Source organism: Treponema sp. SP13 (assembly GCF_050938355.1).
Classification (GTDB): domain Bacteria; phylum Spirochaetota; class Spirochaetia; order Treponematales; family Treponemataceae; genus Treponema_D; species Treponema_D socranskii.
Genome location: NZ_JADOVM010000003.1, coordinates 99,283 through 117,664, shown reverse-complemented (window position 1 = coordinate 117,664; position 18,382 = coordinate 99,283). Strand labels below are relative to the sequence as shown.

The 18,382-nt window shown below is 46.4% G+C and carries 14 protein-coding genes, 1 pseudogene and 1 CRISPR repeat array; of the genes and pseudogenes, 7 read left to right on the top strand and 8 right to left on the bottom strand.

Features of this window, described 5'->3' with window-relative positions; translation table 11 throughout:
* The first annotated feature begins 119 nt into the window (after window positions 1–119).
* Genes cas9 through cas2 form a run of 3 tightly spaced genes read left to right on the top strand, consistent with a single transcriptional unit; the run spans window position 120 to window position 4,775 of the window.
* Entirely contained in the window at window positions 120–3,506 is a 3,387-nt protein-coding gene (cas9, locus tag IZU26_RS06795; protein ID WP_433277776.1) for a type II CRISPR RNA-guided endonuclease Cas9, read from the top strand.
* 35 nt (window positions 3,507–3,541) lie between these two features.
* Window positions 3,542–4,462: a type II CRISPR-associated endonuclease Cas1 gene (gene cas1, locus IZU26_RS06790; RefSeq protein ID WP_315329153.1), complete on the top strand. Its 921-nt coding sequence runs from the start codon at window positions 3,542–3,544 to the stop codon at window positions 4,460–4,462.
* Window positions 4,440–4,775 (top strand): CRISPR-associated endonuclease Cas2, encoded by a 336-nt coding sequence (gene cas2, locus IZU26_RS06785; protein WP_021329717.1) that lies wholly within the window; start codon window positions 4,440–4,442, stop codon window positions 4,773–4,775. Before cas1 ends, cas2 begins: the two co-directional genes overlap by 23 nt.
* 68 nt (window positions 4,776–4,843) lie before the next feature.
* A CRISPR array of direct repeats spans window positions 4,844–7,053; the repeat unit is 36 nt; unit sequence ATTATAACTGATTAATTTTTCTGGTCAACCTGCAAC.
* A gap of 202 nt (window positions 7,054–7,255) precedes the next feature.
* Here cas2 and IZU26_RS06780 read toward each other — a convergent pair.
* The 5 genes from IZU26_RS06780 to IZU26_RS06760 all read right to left on the bottom strand — a co-directional run bounded on the left by IZU26_RS06780 (window position 7,256) and on the right by IZU26_RS06760 (window position 12,006).
* Window positions 7,256–7,756, bottom strand: coding sequence for a hypothetical protein (locus IZU26_RS06780; RefSeq protein ID WP_038080501.1), 501 nt, complete (start codon window positions 7,754–7,756; stop codon window positions 7,256–7,258).
* Window positions 7,757–7,941: 185 nt separating this feature from the next.
* A complete protein-coding gene (gene recR / locus IZU26_RS06775) occupies window positions 7,942–8,532 on the bottom strand; it encodes a recombination mediator RecR (RefSeq protein ID WP_433277773.1) in 591 nt (196 codons plus the stop codon).
* A complete protein-coding gene (locus IZU26_RS06770) occupies window positions 8,529–8,840 on the bottom strand; it encodes a YbaB/EbfC family nucleoid-associated protein (RefSeq protein ID WP_433277771.1) in 312 nt (103 codons plus the stop codon). Before IZU26_RS06770 ends, recR begins: the two co-directional genes overlap by 4 nt.
* A complete protein-coding gene (gene dnaX, locus IZU26_RS06765; protein WP_433277769.1) occupies window positions 8,841–10,922 on the bottom strand; it encodes a DNA polymerase III subunit gamma/tau in 2,082 nt (693 codons plus the stop codon).
* A 235-nt stretch (window positions 10,923–11,157) separates the two neighbouring features.
* Window positions 11,158–12,006: a leucine-rich repeat domain-containing protein gene (locus IZU26_RS06760; protein WP_433277767.1), complete on the bottom strand. Its 849-nt coding sequence runs from the start codon at window positions 12,004–12,006 to the stop codon at window positions 11,158–11,160.
* Window positions 12,007–12,796: 790 nt separating this feature from the next.
* On the opposite strand from IZU26_RS06760, the pseudogene IZU26_RS06755 reads away from it, so the two are divergent.
* Window positions 12,797–13,012, top strand: a pseudogene (locus IZU26_RS06755) (polyamine ABC transporter ATP-binding protein); the annotation flags it as partial.
* A 145-nt stretch (window positions 13,013–13,157) separates the two neighbouring features.
* Here the strand turns inward: IZU26_RS06755 and rfbB are convergent.
* From rfbB to rfbA, 3 genes are all read right to left on the bottom strand, one after another.
* On the bottom strand, window positions 13,158–14,249 hold the full coding sequence (gene rfbB, locus IZU26_RS06750; protein WP_433277765.1) for a dTDP-glucose 4,6-dehydratase: 1,092 nt from the start codon (window positions 14,247–14,249) through the stop codon (window positions 13,158–13,160).
* Window positions 14,234–14,833: a dTDP-4-dehydrorhamnose 3,5-epimerase gene (gene rfbC, locus IZU26_RS06745; protein WP_433277764.1), complete on the bottom strand. Its 600-nt coding sequence runs from the start codon at window positions 14,831–14,833 to the stop codon at window positions 14,234–14,236. The genes rfbB and rfbC overlap by 16 nt, the downstream gene beginning before the upstream one ends.
* 108 nt (window positions 14,834–14,941) lie before the next feature.
* The gene (gene rfbA, locus IZU26_RS06740; RefSeq protein ID WP_433277762.1) at window positions 14,942–15,814 is read right to left on the bottom strand and encodes a glucose-1-phosphate thymidylyltransferase RfbA; all 873 of its coding nucleotides are present in this window, start codon (window positions 15,812–15,814) and stop codon (window positions 14,942–14,944) included.
* Window positions 15,815–15,947: 133 nt separating this feature from the next.
* Here rfbA and IZU26_RS06735 point away from each other — a divergent pair, with 133 nt between their 5' ends.
* The 3 genes from IZU26_RS06735 to IZU26_RS06725 all read left to right on the top strand — a co-directional run bounded on the left by IZU26_RS06735 (window position 15,948) and on the right by IZU26_RS06725 (window position 18,353).
* Window positions 15,948–16,652: a hypothetical protein gene (locus tag IZU26_RS06735; protein WP_433277760.1), complete on the top strand. Its 705-nt coding sequence runs from the start codon at window positions 15,948–15,950 to the stop codon at window positions 16,650–16,652.
* Window positions 16,653–16,753: 101 nt separating this feature from the next.
* A complete protein-coding gene (locus tag IZU26_RS06730; RefSeq protein WP_021329677.1) occupies window positions 16,754–17,131 on the top strand; it encodes a Rid family detoxifying hydrolase in 378 nt (125 codons plus the stop codon).
* 31 nt (window positions 17,132–17,162) lie between these two features.
* Window positions 17,163–18,353 (top strand): pyridoxal phosphate-dependent aminotransferase, encoded by a 1,191-nt coding sequence (locus tag IZU26_RS06725; RefSeq protein ID WP_310822451.1) that lies wholly within the window; start codon window positions 17,163–17,165, stop codon window positions 18,351–18,353.
* Window positions 18,354–18,382 lie beyond the last annotated feature (29 nt).

Sequence of the window (18,382 nt, the reverse complement as noted above, 5' to 3'; positions counted from 1 at the left end):
GGTTGATCAAAAAAATTAATCAGTAACCGTAGTGTATAACAAAATTATTTTATTGTCAAATATTTTTTTCGGCCATATTTTTTTTACACAGTTTATATTTTTGTGCTATAATTATCATTATGAATGATAAAAATCAAAAGTACCGCTTGGGACTCGATCTGGGTACCAATTCAATCGGCTGGTGTATATATTCATTGGACGTCAACAATAAACCTGAAACGCTTATCGATATGGGCGTTCGAATATTTTCCGACGGGCGTGATCCGAAGACAAAGGAACCGCTTGCCGTGGAACGCAGAACTGCACGCGGATTGCGGCGGATTTTGCATCGAAGAAAGCTGCGCAGAAGGCAGATGTTTCGCCTGCTGCAGGAACAAGGCTTGATGCCGAACGATGCCTCTGAAGCGGCAGCGCTTAAATCCTTAAATCCGTATGAACTCCGCGTAAAAGCGCTGGATACAAAACTCGAACCGTATGAACTCGGCCGCGCTTTATTTAATTTATCCGTCCGCCGCGGATTTAAAAGCAATAGAAAAGAAGCGGTACAGGAAAAAGAAAAAGACAGTCAAAACGATGCAAAATCACAAAATGAAAAATGCGAACACCTTGCAAAAGCGATAAAAGATTCGGGCTGCAGAACACTTGGTGAATTTTTGTGGAAACATAAAAATACGGAAACGCAGCAAACAGAAAACGATGCACGCAATATCGGCATGCGCTTTGTGCCCGGCCGTTCGAATTATTATCCGACTCGCCGAATGTATGTCGAAGAATTCGATGCAATCCGCAAAGCGCAGGAACCCTATTACAGCGGCGTAAATTGGGATGCGCTTCATGAAAAATTGTTTTACCAGCGGCCGCTCCGTGCGCAGGAACGCGGCAAGTGCCGGTATATGCCCGACAAAGAGCGCACCTTTAAAGCGATGCCCTGCTCGCAAAAGATCCGCATTCTACAAGAAGTATACAACATGGATTACATCGACGAATACGGGAAAACGATTCCGCTCGAAGAAGCTCAAACGGACAGCTTGATTTCGCTGCTCGACAAAAGAGAAAAGCTTTCATTTAAGGCAATGAAAAAAGAGCTGGGGATCGATGAATCCTGTACGTTTAATTTGGAAAGAGGCGGACGGGAATATTTACAAGGAAATGCAGCCGCCGTTAAATTGCGCAACAAAAAAAGATTCGGCGAATTGTGGGATTCTCTTTCTTTGGCAGAGCAAGACGCGATTGTTGAAAAACTGATTACGGCAGACGAAGATGCGGAAATCATCTCCATGCTTGCGCAGTATAATTTAACGGACGAGCAGAAGAAAAATATTGCCGCTACCGTCCTGCCGTCGGGAACGGCGATGCTGTGCAAAGAAGTGACGGAGATGCTTGTAGAAAAAATGGAACAAAACAAAATACCGCTGACCGTCGCCGTTCAGATGCTCGGTTATACATACGCCGATCAATCGGTTCGTGAAGAAGATACGCTTCCCTACTACGGTGCAATTTTAACCGGTTCCACGATGGGGGCGCATCCGGAGGCGGATGAATCGGAACTTGAATTGAAATACGGGAAAATAAGCAATCCAACCGTACACGTGGCGCTGAATCAAACCCGTATCGTCGTCAACACGCTGATAAAAGCGTACGGCAAGCCGCAGCAAATCGTCGTAGAGCTTTCACGCGATTTGAAAGCGAGCAGAGAAGCAAAAGCGCGAATTCAAAAAACGATCACTGCAAATCAAAAGCGCAATGAGCGGGACAATAAAAATATTACAGATATCACAAAGATTCCATACCCTAACAGAAACGACCGATTAAAATACCGCTTATGGGAAGAATTAGGCAGCGGCAGCAATTCTTTCAGCAGAAAGTGTTTGTATTGCGGAAAGCCCATCAGCGGATCTGAAATTTTTACAGAAAATATTGAAATAGAACATATCCTTCCGTTCGGACGCACGCTCTTTGACGGCGAAACGAATAAAACGGTCGCGCATACGGACTGCAATAGGGATAAAGGCGACCGCTCGCCGTTTGAAGCCTTCGGTTCGAGTCCGAACGGGTATAATTGGCATGAGATTTGCGCAAGAGCAAATTCGTTAAAAAATCCTGCAAAGAGAGCGCTGTTCGCAGAAAACGCGATGGAAAAATTTGAAAAAGACAACTCTTTTATACAGCGTCAGCTTACCGACAATGCCTACCTCTCACGTTCCGCGCTGCGGTATCTGCGATGCATCTGCAAAGATGTGTGGTCGATCAACGGAGGCATGACAAAACTGCTGCGCGACAAGTGGAATATAGATTCGATTTTAAAACGGAAAATCGACGATCCTGAAATAGCGCATTTCGAATTAAAAAACGATCAAATCGGACAATACAAAAAGAACCGCTACGACCATCGTCATCATGCCCTTGACGCTTCCGTCATCGCATTGATCGACCGCGCAATGGTGCAGGAGATTTCACAGCTAAACAAAATTCGGCTAAAAAACAGAATCGAAGCGCCGCAAATGCCCGTACTCCGCAGCGAATTGATCGAAAAAGTAAAGCATATCACGGTCAGTTTCAAACCCGATCACGGTCGGCAGGGAAAGCTTTCAAAAGAAACGCTTCTCGGCAAAATAAAAAAGATTGAAAAAGTCGATATCGATTCCATACAAACGGATGATATTGCCTCGATAAAGGACGATGCAATCCGTACTCGGTTTGAAACAAAACGCCGCGAACTTGGCGATATAACAAAAGCAAAAGCCGCATTAAAAACCGAGTTTCCGAAATTGGACGTCTTTAAAACATACTATGTTTCGCGTACGCCGATAGTGTCGCTTACGGAGAAAAACATAAACAGTATCGTCGATGAAAAAATAAAAGAAAAACTGAAAACATTTATTAAAGAACATGCCGATTTGTCTTTTGCGGAACAGCTGCAAAAATTCAGCGAAACGGAATGGATCGGAAAACCGAGCGCGGCAGGTAAACCCGGCAAAAAATACCGCATCGAAAAGGTGCGCTGTATAAACTGGGGACAAACACCGATTACGATTACGAGTTCCGCCGTCCCCCGTTACCTGTGTCCGGAAGATTATTTAGCGGCCGTCGTTTGGCAAATACCGTCTAAAAAGAAAGATACCGAACCCGAATACAAAGCGACATTTCTCCGACGTGATGAATTTGACGTCAACAATAAACCTAAAAAATTGGAAAAACCGCATGATGCGGCACAGTATATCTGCATGCTCTATAAAGACGACTACCTCGAGTTCACTGAAAGCGGGGCAACACATCTTTGCAGAATAGCAGGGCTTCCGGCATCGCAAAATAACAAGATCGACATCCGCCCGATATATGCGGTTTCTGACTGTAAAGATTGGATTATCGCGACAAATGAAAATATGCTTGAGCCCTGCTGGAAACCGCAAAAAGAAGAAAAGCGTATTTCGGTAAATGTGCTGTTCGGAAAGCACAAAGCGCGCAGCGTAACGGTTAATCCGATCGGACGTGTTTTCCGAAAATAATAATTTCCCGTGTATATGCCGATAATACATACGGCGTGATACACAGAGTTTTGGAAATCTATGAAGAAAACCGTTATCTTGCTCTCAGCCGAGGTTTTATAGTCATCAAGCATGAAGATGAAACGCTCGGCGAAGTGCCGCTTGACGATATCGGCGTATTGTTGCTTTCGGCACAGAGCGTTGTCTTGTCAAAAAATATATTAAATGCGTTGACGGAGCACGGCTGCATTACCATACTCTGCGGTAAAAACTATGCACCGCAAAGTATGGTTTTGCCCATTGCTTCGCATTATCTGTTTGCAAAAATTATAAAAAATCAAATAGAAGCTTCGGCTCCGCTCAAAAAACGAATCTGGCAGCAAATTGTCATTCGTAAAATAAAAAATCAGGCACAAGTATTGCATTTGGACGGAAAAGAAGAAAATGCAAAGCTTGTCGATAAAATATCGTCGCTCGTAAAATCGGGCGATCCTGATAACCGTGAAGCTTATGCCGCAAAACTGTATTGGAAAGCTTTATTCGGCAAAGACTTTCTTCGCGATAGAAATGAGGAAGGCATCAATTCCCTGCTCAATTACGGATATGCCGTAATGCGGGCGGCCATGGCGCGTGCGGTATGTTCCGCAGGTCTTTTTCCGTCGCTCGGCATTCACCACGATAATAATTTAAATCAATTTTGCCTCGTCGATGATCTCTTTGAAATATATCGCCCGCTCGTCGATTTTACCGTCGCCAAATTACAAAAAGAAGGAAATGAAATACTTACACCGGAAATAAAAAAGCGGCTCTCCGACGTACTGTGGATAAAACTCCATACAACTGAAGGGAATTCACCGGCTTTTCAAAGTATGCAATATATGGCAAATGCCTATGCACGTGCGCTGGAAAATAAAAAACCGGATATCGAACTGCCCCTATGGGACGGAGATGAAAATGCGCGATTTGATTTTGAATAAGTATGAACTTATGTGGATGATGGTATTATTTGACCTGCCGGTCATTGAAAAAAAAGAACGAAAAGATGCTACGGAATTCAGAAAATTTTTGCTGGATAACGGTTTTTCAATGGTTCAATATTCGATTTATACAAAATTATTTTCGGGAAAAGATGCTTGCGAAAAATATTACAAAATGATACACGACAACTTGCCGACAAAAGGAAAAGTTGATATTATCACGATAACGGACAGACAGTATGGCAATATCATCAGTTATAATGCGGGCGAAAAACGGCAAAAAAAGCAGCCGGAACAGTTTCTTTTATTCTGATTTTCGTTTAAAAATAACACGTCCGGCACAAACCATTTCTTTGTATTGTAACGGTTTACGCCGGACGTATTATAACTGATTAATTTTTCTGGTCAACCTGCAACTGATATTTACGACGCATGCGAAATCATCGAATTATAACTGATTAATTTTTCTGGTCAACCTGCAACCAGCAAGACACAAGTATTCATGGTGCTGGGATTATAACTGATTAATTTTTCTGGTCAACCTGCAACCTTGTGACAGGTTATGTGCCTGACGTACCTATTATAACTGATTAATTTTTCTGGTCAACCTGCAACTACTGTCTACCTCAGGATACACCTGTCCTCATTATAACTGATTAATTTTTCTGGTCAACCTGCAACGCGACGCAATGTCTTGCCGCAATTTGTCCGATTATAACTGATTAATTTTTCTGGTCAACCTGCAACTATCCAAAGGCCGCGGAGTTCCTGCTACAGATTATAACTGATTAATTTTTCTGGTCAACCTGCAACGTAAAGAGACTTCATATACTAAGCTCCCAGATTATAACTGATTAATTTTTCTGGTCAACCTGCAACTTCTACAACAGCCATATCCACAGGTGCTTTATTATAACTGATTAATTTTTCTGGTCAACCTGCAACTGTGCAGGCCTATTGTGTTTAGTGATACGTATTATAACTGATTAATTTTTCTGGTCAACCTGCAACGTAACGTGCAATTTTCCAACAGCGCATAGCATTATAACTGATTAATTTTTCTGGTCAACCTGCAACGTGATCGTGAGGATACTGCCTATCAACGTGATTATAACTGATTAATTTTTCTGGTCAACCTGCAACGTGATCGTGAGGATACTGCCTATCAACGTGATTATAACTGATTAATTTTTCTGGTCAACCTGCAACAAAAAGTCGTGTCGGGTTTACAGGCGGACAATTATAACTGATTAATTTTTCTGGTCAACCTGCAACGAAAAACAGGTGTCCCTTTCTGTGAGGATGATTATAACTGATTAATTTTTCTGGTCAACCTGCAACGTACATGAGCCGTCCTCTTGCGTCATCTGTATTATAACTGATTAATTTTTCTGGTCAACCTGCAACGCACCCGCTTTTCGCACGAAGCCCGCAATCATTATAACTGATTAATTTTTCTGGTCAACCTGCAACCGTGGAATGCTACGGGGTTATGTGATATAAATTATAACTGATTAATTTTTCTGGTCAACCTGCAACTTTCTTGTGTCGAGTTTCTGTAGACATAAATTATAACTGATTAATTTTTCTGGTCAACCTGCAACCGTGGAATGCTACGGGGTTATGTGATATAAATTATAACTGATTAATTTTTCTGGTCAACCTGCAACTTTCTTGTGTCGAGTTTCTGTAGACATAAATTATAACTGATTAATTTTTCTGGTCAACCTGCAACACTGTCCTCTAACTGTACCCATGTGTCATTATTATAACTGATTAATTTTTCTGGTCAACCTGCAACTAGAGGATAGCGCGTACTTTAAACACGGGCATTATAACTGATTAATTTTTCTGGTCAACCTGCAACGGCTTATCCATGCCGAGTTCCTGCTGATTGATTATAACTGATTAATTTTTCTGGTCAACCTGCAACTGACCGCAAGATGACGTTGCCGTCGAGATAATTATAACTGATTAATTTTTCTGGTCAACCTGCAACGACCAATAAAGACCTGTGTTGCCAAAAGAAATTATAACTGATTAATTTTTCTGGTCAACCTGCAACCAAATCAAAGAAATCTGTAACGGTGTTGCAATTATAACTGATTAATTTTTCTGGTCAACCTGCAACCGCACCGAAAAGCGAGCCAAGCGATCCACAATTATAACTGATTAATTTTTCTGGTCAACCTGCAACCCGTATTATACACATAAGCTCATTGATTTATTATAACTGATTAATTTTTCTGGTCAACCTGCAACGCAATGCTATAGGTAACCTTGTAAAAGCTGATTATAACTGATTAATTTTTCTGGTCAACCTGCAACCCGTATTATACACATAAGCTCATTGATTTATTATAACTGATTAATTTTTCTGGTCAACCTGCAACGCAATGCTATAGGTAACCTTGTAAAAGCTGATTATAACTGATTAATTTTTCTGGTCAACCTGCACCCCCCCGCCGAATTGCTGTTGCGCGGCAGGCATTATAACTGATTAATTTTTCTGGTCAACCTGCAACCTGTGACTTCCGACATATTATTTACTTTTGATTATAACTGATTAATTCTCCCGGTCAAGTTACAAATCCGTAACACAGCGACCGCATGAATTACCCATAGTTAATTTTTTTCTACCAACCTTAAACTACGTCCTCGTCAACATAGTACACGCGACCTAGCGTAAACTCCGCAGCGTCAAAAAGCGCATGAGCTATCCATTCATCGGAGCATTGTCGTAAAAGCATCGCCGCTATCTCGCACTCATTGTCGCCTGTGAACAGTACCACATTAGTCATCGTGTATTCCCTGCTGCTCTCGAAGCCTATTCCACAACACAGCATCACCCTTACCGAGCATCTTATATGCACTGAGAATAAAGTCCGTGAACTCCCAGTTATCGCTTTCACGGTAATTGTAATCATGAAGCGACGGATGTCCCATAGGTAAGCACGTTTCAGCATCTATGTAAAACCACTCACCTTCTACATTAACACCGACAAACGTATGACGAATAACATTATTACAAAACAACCGTGCGCGCTTCGGCTCAGTTCCACCGTTCCACAGGATATACCAGATCAACGCCCAATCATTACAGTTTATCTTGTGCTCGCCATACGGATTTACAATATCATGAATTTTTTCGTGAAGTTCCTTCTTAAACTCGTCATAGTGCAGAAAGTCTTCTACATGTACCTCTTGTATAGCGTAGCTTGACGGAGGGGGAGGTGTTGCACCTGCACTTGAAAGCAGTGCAACAAAAAGAATTGCGAAAAATAATTGTTTCATAAAAACTCCTAAAAGAAAATAGACAACGCCGGTACTTCACTTTATCGGTATAGTTTCTTTCCTCAAAATATTATAACCGATTAATTTTTCCGGTCAACCTGCAATATAGAAAAACGTATAAAAAACTTACGAGAAATTATACGTATAATAATTTTTGGAGTCAGTATCGGTTTCCGATCTTTTTCCTACAGCGCAATCCTTCCGCGGAAGCTCCGCATTAAAGTCAGCTTATCGGTATATTCCAAATCGCCGCCGACGGGAATACCGGATGCAAGGCGCGTCACTTTTACACCGCCGGTTTTTGCAAGCAGCTGCTGCACGTACAATGCCGTCGTATCGCCTTCTACCGTCGGGTTCGTGGCAATGATTATCTCTTCGATGTGTTCGTCTTTTACGCGGGAAAGGAGGGAGGCGATACGCAGCTGATCGGGGCCGATGCCGTCGATCGGAGAAATCACACCGCCGAGCACGTGATACAAACCTGCGTATTCGTGCGCGCTCTCGATGGTTTGCACGTCCTGCGGCTGTTCGACGACGCAGATGAGGGTTTTGTCGCGGAGCGGATTCGAGCAGATAGGACAGGGATCGTCTTCCGTCCACGAACCGCAGACCGAACACTGTTTGATTCTGTCCTGCAACACCGAAAGCTGTTCAGCAAAACGATTCACATAAGCGCGATCGGATTTTAATAAATAATGCACGATGCGCGACGCGCTCTTTTTCCCGATGCCCGGAAGATGCGAAAACGAATCGACGAGTTCTTCGAGCGCGTTCATACATTCAATCCGGGAATATTGAGTCCCTGCAAGAGCGAACCGGTTTTCGCTTTAATCCGTTCCTGTATATTGGCGAACGCATCGTGATGAGCGGCGACAATCAAATCTTCGAGCATCGCGACATCGCGCTTGTCGACGCAAATGGGATCGATGTGAATCGCAGTCATCTCCATTTTTCCGTTCACGGTAACGGTAACCATTTTACCGCCGGACGAACCGTCGGCGGATAACGCGGCGAGTTCATTCTGCATCTTTTGCGCTTCTTCTTTGAGCTTTGCCGTATTTTGCAATAATTCGAACGGATTCATCTATATCTTTCCCCCTACTATGCTTCCCTTAAAAACGCTGCACAGGATTTTTATTTGCTGCGGCACTTCGGACGGCCCCGCCGCCTCTTCGATTTCTTTTAAACTCACCGAAAAATCCATGCGCCGCTCACACACTTTTTCAAGCGTCCGCAAAATCGCGTCGCGCTGCCGTTCAAGCTGCGTCTTTTGATACGCCGTTGCAGCCTGCGTAGAAATCGTATCGCCTGAAATTTGCCACGGAGTCGTCGTCATAAGCGCTGCAGCAGTCGGCGCATCGTGTATGCCGAGTTCGGCGATAACGCTCCCTCGAAGCTGTGCAAGGGTAATCGTGCGGCCGCCGCCCGTTACATAGGATTGCGCTTCATCTTGCGCGTCGTCCGCACTCTCGGCGGGAAGCGATGGAATGTATGCCGTTACGCCGGAACCGCCGCTTTCATCCGCATCGTCCGAAGTTTCATTCGCATCGTCAGTATCGTCGAAATCGCCGTCATCAAAATCGTCGGAAGAGAGGTTACTTTCCCATAAAGGAACGCTTTGAGGCGACGCCTGTACTTCCGGTCGATCCTCGCTTTTCGCTGCCGCTTGTTCAGGCGGCACGGCCCCGCCGTTATAAAAAGGGCTTTCGTTCTCCGGCGCCTGTTCCGCGAGGGCTGAAAAACGCGGCATAGTCTTGGACATTTCCGAAGCGACACGGCTTTGCGCCGAAGACGCAAAAGCGTTTTGAGCCGTACTCTGTGAACTTCCTCCGTTTCCGCCGACAATACCGTCAGGCACCAAGGGAGAGGCAGCTTGCGTATACGCCGCATTGCCCCCGATCGATTGATGCGCAGCCCGTCCTGCCGCCGCATCGGTTCCGGACAATTGCCCGGCAGATTGTGCATTCGCCGCATCGTTTTGTGCAGCGCGCCCCGCGTCTTGCGCCGGAATCGCAGAAGATCCCGCCGTCAACAATGCACGGGCGGAATCGATCGCGGATTTGACTTCGGCGGGCGACACGTACTCGGAAAGCCAGCACAAGCGCGAAAACACAAGTTCGAGCTCATAGCGCGGCGAAAGCGAATAACGGATATCGCGGTAGAGCTGCAAAAAAATCGAAAGCGCGCGCTCAATCTGCACCGTATTCCACGCTTCGATGACGGCGGAACTGTAACGTTCGGCCGAACTGCCGAGCAGCGATTCTTTTGTAATGCCGTTTTTAATCAATAAAAGGCTTCGGATATAATTCGTACTGTTTGCGATCAATTGTTCGATCGAAATACCCGATTCGAGGTACGCGTCGAGCATGCCGATCGCATCGTCGGCTTTGCCCGCCGCGCACTTTTCAAACAATTCGTTGAGTCTGTCCACGCCGACGAGACCGAGCTTGTCGCGGATCTTATCGTACGTGATGACGCCGTCGCTGAACGCCGCAACCTGATCGAAAAGCGTATACGCGTCGCGGATCGAACCAGTCGCCTCTCGTGCAATCCAATAGAGGGCTTCGTCGTCGGCTTGAATCGACAATTCACGTACCGCATCGGCAAGCAAATCCTTTATCTTTTCTGCGGAAACGAGACGGAAATTGAATTGCTGACAACGGCTTTTAATCGTAGCCGGAACTTTTTGCAGCTCCGTCGTCGCAAAAATAAAGACGACGTAGGGCGGCGGCTCTTCGATCGTTTTTAAAAGCGCGTTGAACGCACTCGTCGAAAGCATGTGCACTTCGTCGATGATATAGATTTTATAACGAGACGAATTCGGCGGGAACATCACTTCGTCTTTGATTTGGCGCACGTCGTTGACGCTCGTATTCGACGCGCCGTCTATTTCGATAACGTCGAGACTCGCGCCTTTCGTGATTTCCGTACAATGCGCGCAGGTGCCGCACGGAGCAGGCGTCGGCCCGTTTTCGCAGTTGAGCGCTTTTGCGAGGATGCGCGCCGTAGACGTTTTGCCGCAGCCGCGCGGACCGGAAAACAAATACGCATGAGCGATCTGATGCGACGAAATCGAATTCTTTAAAGTTTCCGCAACAAATTCCTGCCCGACCAAATCGGAAAATTGCTGCGGTCGCCGCCGCGTCGCCGTAACTTCGTAAGCCATAAAATGAGTGTAATATAAAACGCCGAAATCGGCAACGGGAAAGGCGAAGCGCGTGTCAATCTAAACGCTACGAATGTCGTCAATCGTTCAGCCGTACGGATCGGTTTACCAGCCGATGCGGGACTGCGGTAAAGACCGTCATTTTCCCAAGCGCGGAAGCAGGTTTTTAATGTGTAATGGGTAATGTGTAATTACCACTACCCATTATCAACTACTCGCTGCCCATTAAATTACATTAAATTTCTTGCGCATTCCCGTCCGCATCATACTTATACATCGTCCACTTCTTGTCGGTTTTCGCGGTTTCAAAGGCGTTTTTCAGTGCATCAGGTACGGTAAAGTCTGTGTGATTGCCTTCGGTAACGCCGGGATCTTCGGAGTAAAGATAACACTTTGCATTATCGCCGGCATCCCGCGTCGGTAAATCGTCAAATAGCTTTTTAAATGCGGCTGCAGCAAGCTGATTGCAGTCGCAGTACAGCGTTTTCAAAGCGGAACATCCCCGCACGTTAAGCGCGGCAAGCTGATTTTCGTAGCAATCCAGCCTGTTCAAAGCGGTCAAGCCCTGCACGTTTAGAGTTGCAAGCTGATTGTCGCTGCAGTACAGAGATTGCAAAGCGGAACATTCCTGCACGTTGAGCACGGCAAGCTGATTGTCGTCGCAATCCAGATATTCCAAAGCGGAACATCCCCGCACGTTAAGCGCGATAAGCTTATTTTCGCAGCAGGTCAACTCGGTGATCTTGCCTTTTAGAATCACGAGTGTGCCGTTTGCGTGCAGGTCGGTTTCGGTGCCGCTTGTAAGCGTCGCTTCATTGCAGCCTTCTACCGTAATGTCGAGACCATCGGAAGTCGTTGCCGTAACTTTGATGTTGGGTTTATCGGAGCTTAAGATGAGCGAAGCACCGCCTTCGACAAAGGGTGCTTGCGGCACACCCGAACCGCTGTCGTTCGAACAGCTTGTAAAGACGAGCGCTGCGGCAAACAATAAAGCGCCCGCCGCTCTAATCGGTATTTTTTTTAAAAGGGTTTTACCGAGCCCCCCCCCTATACAAACATATAGGCGTGATTTTGTTTTGTTCATGCGAACCTCCTCTAAAAACTTTTGCAGGATGCTAGAGCCTCCGGCTCGTTCTGCAAAGAACTGATTCTACGTGTCCGCTTTCGCGGACTTCGAATCAACTTTCGAAAAAGTTTTTAGCCGTGCGCGTGCGCGCACACGTCGAATAGTCGAATTCGCAAAATACAGTGTATCGTACTCATACGATTTTTATCGAAACGGCACGTATACACATCTTTCGCAAACATCCGCGCAAACTCGAGATCCGAAGCGGCGGCGCCATTTCAGACGGCGCTTCGGATCATCCCTCCTATAAAAACTTTTGCAAGATGCTTCGGCATCTTATCAATATTATAACATATTTTTCACAGTTTTCAACGCAGTTGCGCAGCAAAGCGGGGCATCGAGCGAAGTTCCCCGCGCAACCTTGCAACGAGCGCGAAGCGCGACATCCGACTTTTCCTTCCTTAAAATGCGGCATTGCAGCGTCTCGCTTAAACGTTCCGGCCTATGCCCGCGTGGAGCGCCGCAAAGCGTTCCCGCCGCAAACGAAAGTTTAAACAAAGCGGCGGGAATGAGGGTTACCGAAGCGCGGAAGGCGGGATGGCAAAACGGTGCCATCCGAATGACGACTTTATGTTCGGCAAAGGCTTACCCTTGTACGAGTTTTGCAATATCCGTACCTTTAAAAAACAAAAAAGCCGCTCCGCCGCGTTCGATTTCGGAACGTTCGGAGCAGCTGTATTTATCGGCTTCTCGCGTTTACGCACGTAACGATTCCGCTCATCATTCCGGCGATCCTTACGGGTATATGGACGAACCGCTTTCGAACCTCGACGCAAAGCTTCGGATCCACATGCGCACGGAAATCCGCAGAATTCAAAAAGCGCTCGGAACGACGTGCCTGTACGTCACGCACGATCAATCGGAAGCGCTCACCGTTTCCGACAGAATCGTCGTTATGAGCCGCGGCAAAGTCGAACAGATCGGCACTCCGCTTGAAATATACGGCAAACCCGAATCGGATTTTTGGAAGTTCGAAAAAATAAAATCGAAAATAAAATCGATTTGCAAAATCCAAACGACCGGCACGCAACAAGTGCCGGTTAATTTTATTGATCAATTCTTTAAGATATTATTCCCGTCATTTTGTATATATTGTAGTATTATTTTCCTCACCGCTTCGTGTAATTTTCCGTAATCCAGGTTTTGTATTCTCCGGAGAGAATGTGATCGATCCAATCCCGATGCGAAAAATACCACGACACCGTACGGCGAAGTCCTTCGTCGAACGAAACTTTACGCCGCCAGCCGAGTTCGGTTTTGATTTTCGTGCAGTCGATCGCGTAGCGGAGGTCGTGTCCGGGGCGGTCTTTTACGTGAACGATCGTCTTTTCAACGGCAGCGACGTCTTTATGCAGTTCGCCTGCCGTAAGCTCGATGAGTTTTTGCAGCAGTTCGATATTTTGCAGTTCGTTTTCTCCGCCGATATTGTATTTTTGTCCGGTCTCGCCTTTTTGCAAAATGAGGTACACCGCACGGTTGTGATCTTCGACGTAAATCCAATCGCGCACGTTCTTACCCTCGCCGTATACCGGAAGCTCCTTTCCGTCTCGGATATTTGCGATCATGAGGGGGATGAGTTTTTCGGGAAACTGATACGGCCCGTAATTATTCGAGCAGTTCGAAAGCGTAAGCGGTAAACCGTACGTGTGGCTGTATGCCGACGCGATGTGATCGCTCGACGCTTTGCTCGCCGAATACGGAGAGCGCGGATCGTAGGGCGTCGTTTCGGTGAAAGCTCCCGTCGCTCCGAGCGAGCCGTACACTTCGTCGGTGCTTATGTGATGAAAGAGCACGTCTTCGCGCATCGAACCGTCCGGCTTTTGCCAAAAATTGCGCGCGGCGTCGAGCAGCGTAAAGGTTCCCATCACGTTCGTTTTGATAAACGCTTCCGGCCCCAAAATGGAACGGTCAACGTGGCTTTCCGCCGCAAAGTGCACGATCGTGTCGATATCGTATTGTTTTAAAATACGCTCGATTTCCGCTCTGTCGCAGATGTCGGCCTTTTCAAAAAAATAGCGCGACGAGCCGTACTCGGCTTCGATGTCGGAAAGGCTTTCGAGGTTGCCCGCATAAGTGAGACAATCGACGTTGACGACGCGCCCGGCAAAACCGCTTTCGTTTCCGAGCAAAAAGCGAATAAAATTACAGCCGATAAAACCGGCGCCGCCGGTGACCATGATATTCGTTAATTTCCGAGCCATATACCGTCCTTTGAAAAATAGCGCGTATCTTTATCGAATGAGGGATGTTTTTTATCCTTTTCCGAAAGGAGCGGCGTCATACCCGGAGCCGCGCGCTCCCAATCGATTCCGATCGTTTTGTCGTTCCACATAATGCCGCTTTCGCCTGTAGGATCGTAAAAATCGGTACACTTGTACGCAAAAATCGCCTCACCGCTCAACACGTAAAATCCGTGCGCGAAGCCTTTCGGAATGTAAAATTGATTTTGCTTCTCTCCGTCGAGTACAACTCCGCAATATGTTCCGAAGGTTCGAGAATCGTTTCGTAAATCGACAGCGACATCGTATACGCTGCCCGATATGACGCGCACGAGTTTTCCCTGCGGATGTTTCGTCTGAAAATGCAGACCTCGCAAAACGCCCTTTGTCGAACGCGACTGGTTGTCCTGCACAAAGCGCGCATCGATCCCTGCCGCGGCAAAGTCGTGCGCGCTGTACGATTCAAAAAAATAACCGCGCGCATCTCCGAACACTTTCGGTACTATTTCAAAAAGCCCCGCGATCGGCTCTCCGCCGGCACAACATTGATTAAACGTAAACGACACCGCATACTCCAAAATTAATAATTAATAATTCGTATCGTATCGCACGAGGCGCATGCCCGCAAAAATCATGTACGTTTTTCAGCGCCTGAGCCGTGCGTACAGACCGCATCACAAGCTTGCGATGTATTCGAGATAGCGGCCGTAATCCGTCTTGTAGCCGTCCGCGAGTTTTAACAAATCATCCCGTGAAACCCAGCCGTTCCGATATGCGATCTCTTCGATGCACGACACGTACAAGCCTTGCCGCCTTTCGATCGTCGCGATGAAGTTACCCGCTTCGAGTAAATCGTTGTAGGTGCCGGTGTCGAGCCATGCCATACCGCGCCCGAGCAGTTCGACCGACAGAGCGGAACGTTCGAGGTACGCGTTGTTTATCGACGTAATTTCGATTTCCCCGCGCGCCGAAGGTTTTACGTTCGACGCGATATCGACGACGTTGTTATCGTAAAAATACAAACCCGGAACGGCGTAATTGCTTTTCGGATGAGCGGGCTTTTCTTCGATGCCGACTACTTTGCCGTCTGTATCGAATTCGACAACGCCGTACGCGCTCGGATCTTTGACATAGTAACCGAAAATAACCGCGCCGCCTTTCGTCTCGACTTGTTCAACCGCGTTTGAAAGACTGCGCGAAAATCCCTGTCCGTAAAAAACATTGTCGCCGAGCACAAGCGCGACCGTATCGTTTTTAATAAAATTCTTTCCGATGATAAAGGCGTCCGCAAGTCCGCGAGGTTTATCCTGTACCGCGTATTCGAAACGCATACCGAGCCGCTTTCCGTCTCCGAGCAGTTCTTCAAAAACCGGCAGATCGCGCGGTGTTGAAATTATTAAAACTTCTCGAATTTTCGAAAGCATGAGCGCCGACAGCGGATAGTAAATCATCGGTTTATCGTACAGCGGCAAAATCTGCTTTGAAACCGCTTTCGTGATCGGATAGAGGCGCGTGCCCGACCCGCCTGCAAGAATGATGCCTTTCATAGCAAAAAATATATCACAAGGAAAACAAATGCGCAACGATACTGCTGAGAGGAAAAGCCCCCTCGGTTATACAAAAAAAATTTCGTATAACCTTTGTTCCGCTCGGTTTGTTTTTTATACGAGGAAGTATGCTATGAAAAAAAATCTACTCATAAAAACGCCGTGTTCCGAAGCGGCCGGCACGAAATCTTTGCTTTTTATGTTTGCGGCGGCACTTCTTTTTTTATCGCTGCTGTTTATGTCCTGTACGTCTTCCGTCGAACTGCGTGCAAACGGCGACGGCAGCGTCAATATAACATACGATGCGGCATTCGGTTCGGCATTTATCGAAATCATGCAAGCGCTTTCGGGCGGCGGGACTTCGCCCCTCTTCGATGCGGATGAGATGACGGCGCAGTTCCGAGCGGCCGGCGTCAACGATGTGCGCATCACTTCTCCTGCGGACACATCGCTCGGCATAAGGCTTTGTTTGCCGAAAAACGGAATCGCTCCCGTGTCGCAGTCGGGCTGTATTTCGAGATCCGCCAACAGTTTGTCGCTCGTGCTTTCTCCCGAATCCTGTGCAAAATTATACAAACTCCTGCCCGAGACGATGCAGTCTTATATCGATTTATGCATGGCACCTCTTTTTCTCGGCGAACCGATGGAACAAAACGAATACGTCGATTTGATCGCTTCCGTCTACGGTCAAGCACTTGCCGATGAGCTCAAGCGCTCGAAAATAAAGATTTCGCTCTTTGCACCGAACGACGAGAAAAAAGCGTCCAAAACGGTCGAGCTTTCACTCGCAGAACTGCTTACGAGTACGAAACCCGTTTCGTTTTCCGTCAAGTGGTAATTCCATATCAATGAATAAAAATTCAGTAAAATTTTCATTGACTGCAATAATTTTCAGTGTTATACTAAAATCATAAATCTTAAAACAAGTGAGGCACTCTTATGAAAGTAATCGATACGAAAAATGCGCCCGCCGCAATCGGACCGTATTCGCAGGCAATCGTCGCAAACGGCTTCGTGTACACATCCGGCCAAATTCCGATCAACCCGCAGACGGGCGCCGTTGAAGGCAAAACGATAACCGAACAAGCGGAACAGGTTATGAAAAATCTCAAAGCTGTGCTCGACGCGGCGGGAAGCGGTTTTACGAAAGCGGTCAAAACGCTGTGCTTTCTCAAAACGATGGATGACTTTGCGGCGTTCAACGAAGTGTATGCAAAATATTTTACCGGAAAACCCGCGCGTTCGTGCATAGCGGTCGTGCAGCTTCCGAAAGACGTACTCGTCGAAGTGGAGGTCGTCGCGGAAACGGAGGGATAAGCTCTATTCCAAAAGTTCAGAAGGAGGTACTATGAACGGCTTTACAAACGACACTGTTAATTTGGATGTATTGCGGAAGCGTGCATTCAATATGCGTTGGGCGGAACAACCGGACGATGTAATTCCGCTGACGGCTGCAGATCACGATTTTCCTGCAGCTCCCGAAATTGCGGATGCCGTTATTGAATATTCAAAAGCCGGTTATTTTCCGTATACGCCCCCTCGAGGTTTTAAAGAATTTAGGGAAGCGCTTTCAAAAGCGTTTTTTCAACGAAAAAATGAAAAGGTAGATCCGAATTTAATCCTGCCGATTGACAGCGCAGCGAGCGGAATGTCCGTCATCGCAAAAGCGTTTTTACAACCTGGAGACGAAGTAATCGTTTTTGATCCCGTCGATTTTTTATTCAAAACATCTATGGAAGCTGCCGGTGCAAAAACTATTCTGTTTCCGACCAAGTTAACAAAAGACGGAATCTCGCTCGAGGGACTTGAAGATTATATTACGCCGAAAACAAAAATGCTCGGTTTTTGCAATCCGCATAATCCGATGGGTATGTTGTATTCAAAAGAAGATCTCGATTACCTCCTTACGCTTTCAGAAAAATACGGATTTTATATTATGAACGATGAAATCTGGTCGGATATCATATATCCCGAATACCGATTCAACAGTTTGATCGAATTCGGTCCCGATCGAAATGAACGAACGCTTTCGGTATACGGTTTTTCAAAGAGCTTCGGAATTGCCGGCCTTCGTACCGGATGCATTTATTGTATGAATCAAAAAACATACGATAAAATCGTCGCCGCTTCGTATGTCGATACGACGATCGGCGGAATTTCATGTCTCTCCCAAATCGCCGGAATCGCCTGTTGTGAAAAATCGTTTTACCGAGTCGATGAATTTATGCAGCAGATGACGAAGAACAGAGACTACACGCTTGAACGTATCGGGAACATGCCGGGCATCAGCTGTCATAAACCGCAGGCGACATTTGTCGTCTTTCCCGATATCACAAAAACAAAAACGGATCCTGTAAAATTCGTCGAGCTCGCGCGGGAAAAATATAAAGTAGCGCTTGTTCCCGGAGGAGCGCGCTTTTTCGGACCGGGTTCGGCCGGACATATTCGGATTTGTATGGCGACAAGTCACGACATACTCGAAGAAGGTTTAAATCGACTTGAAAAAGCGCTCAACGACGTAATGGCAAAACAACAATAAAAAGGAGTGCGTAAAAACGCAGCGGGAGG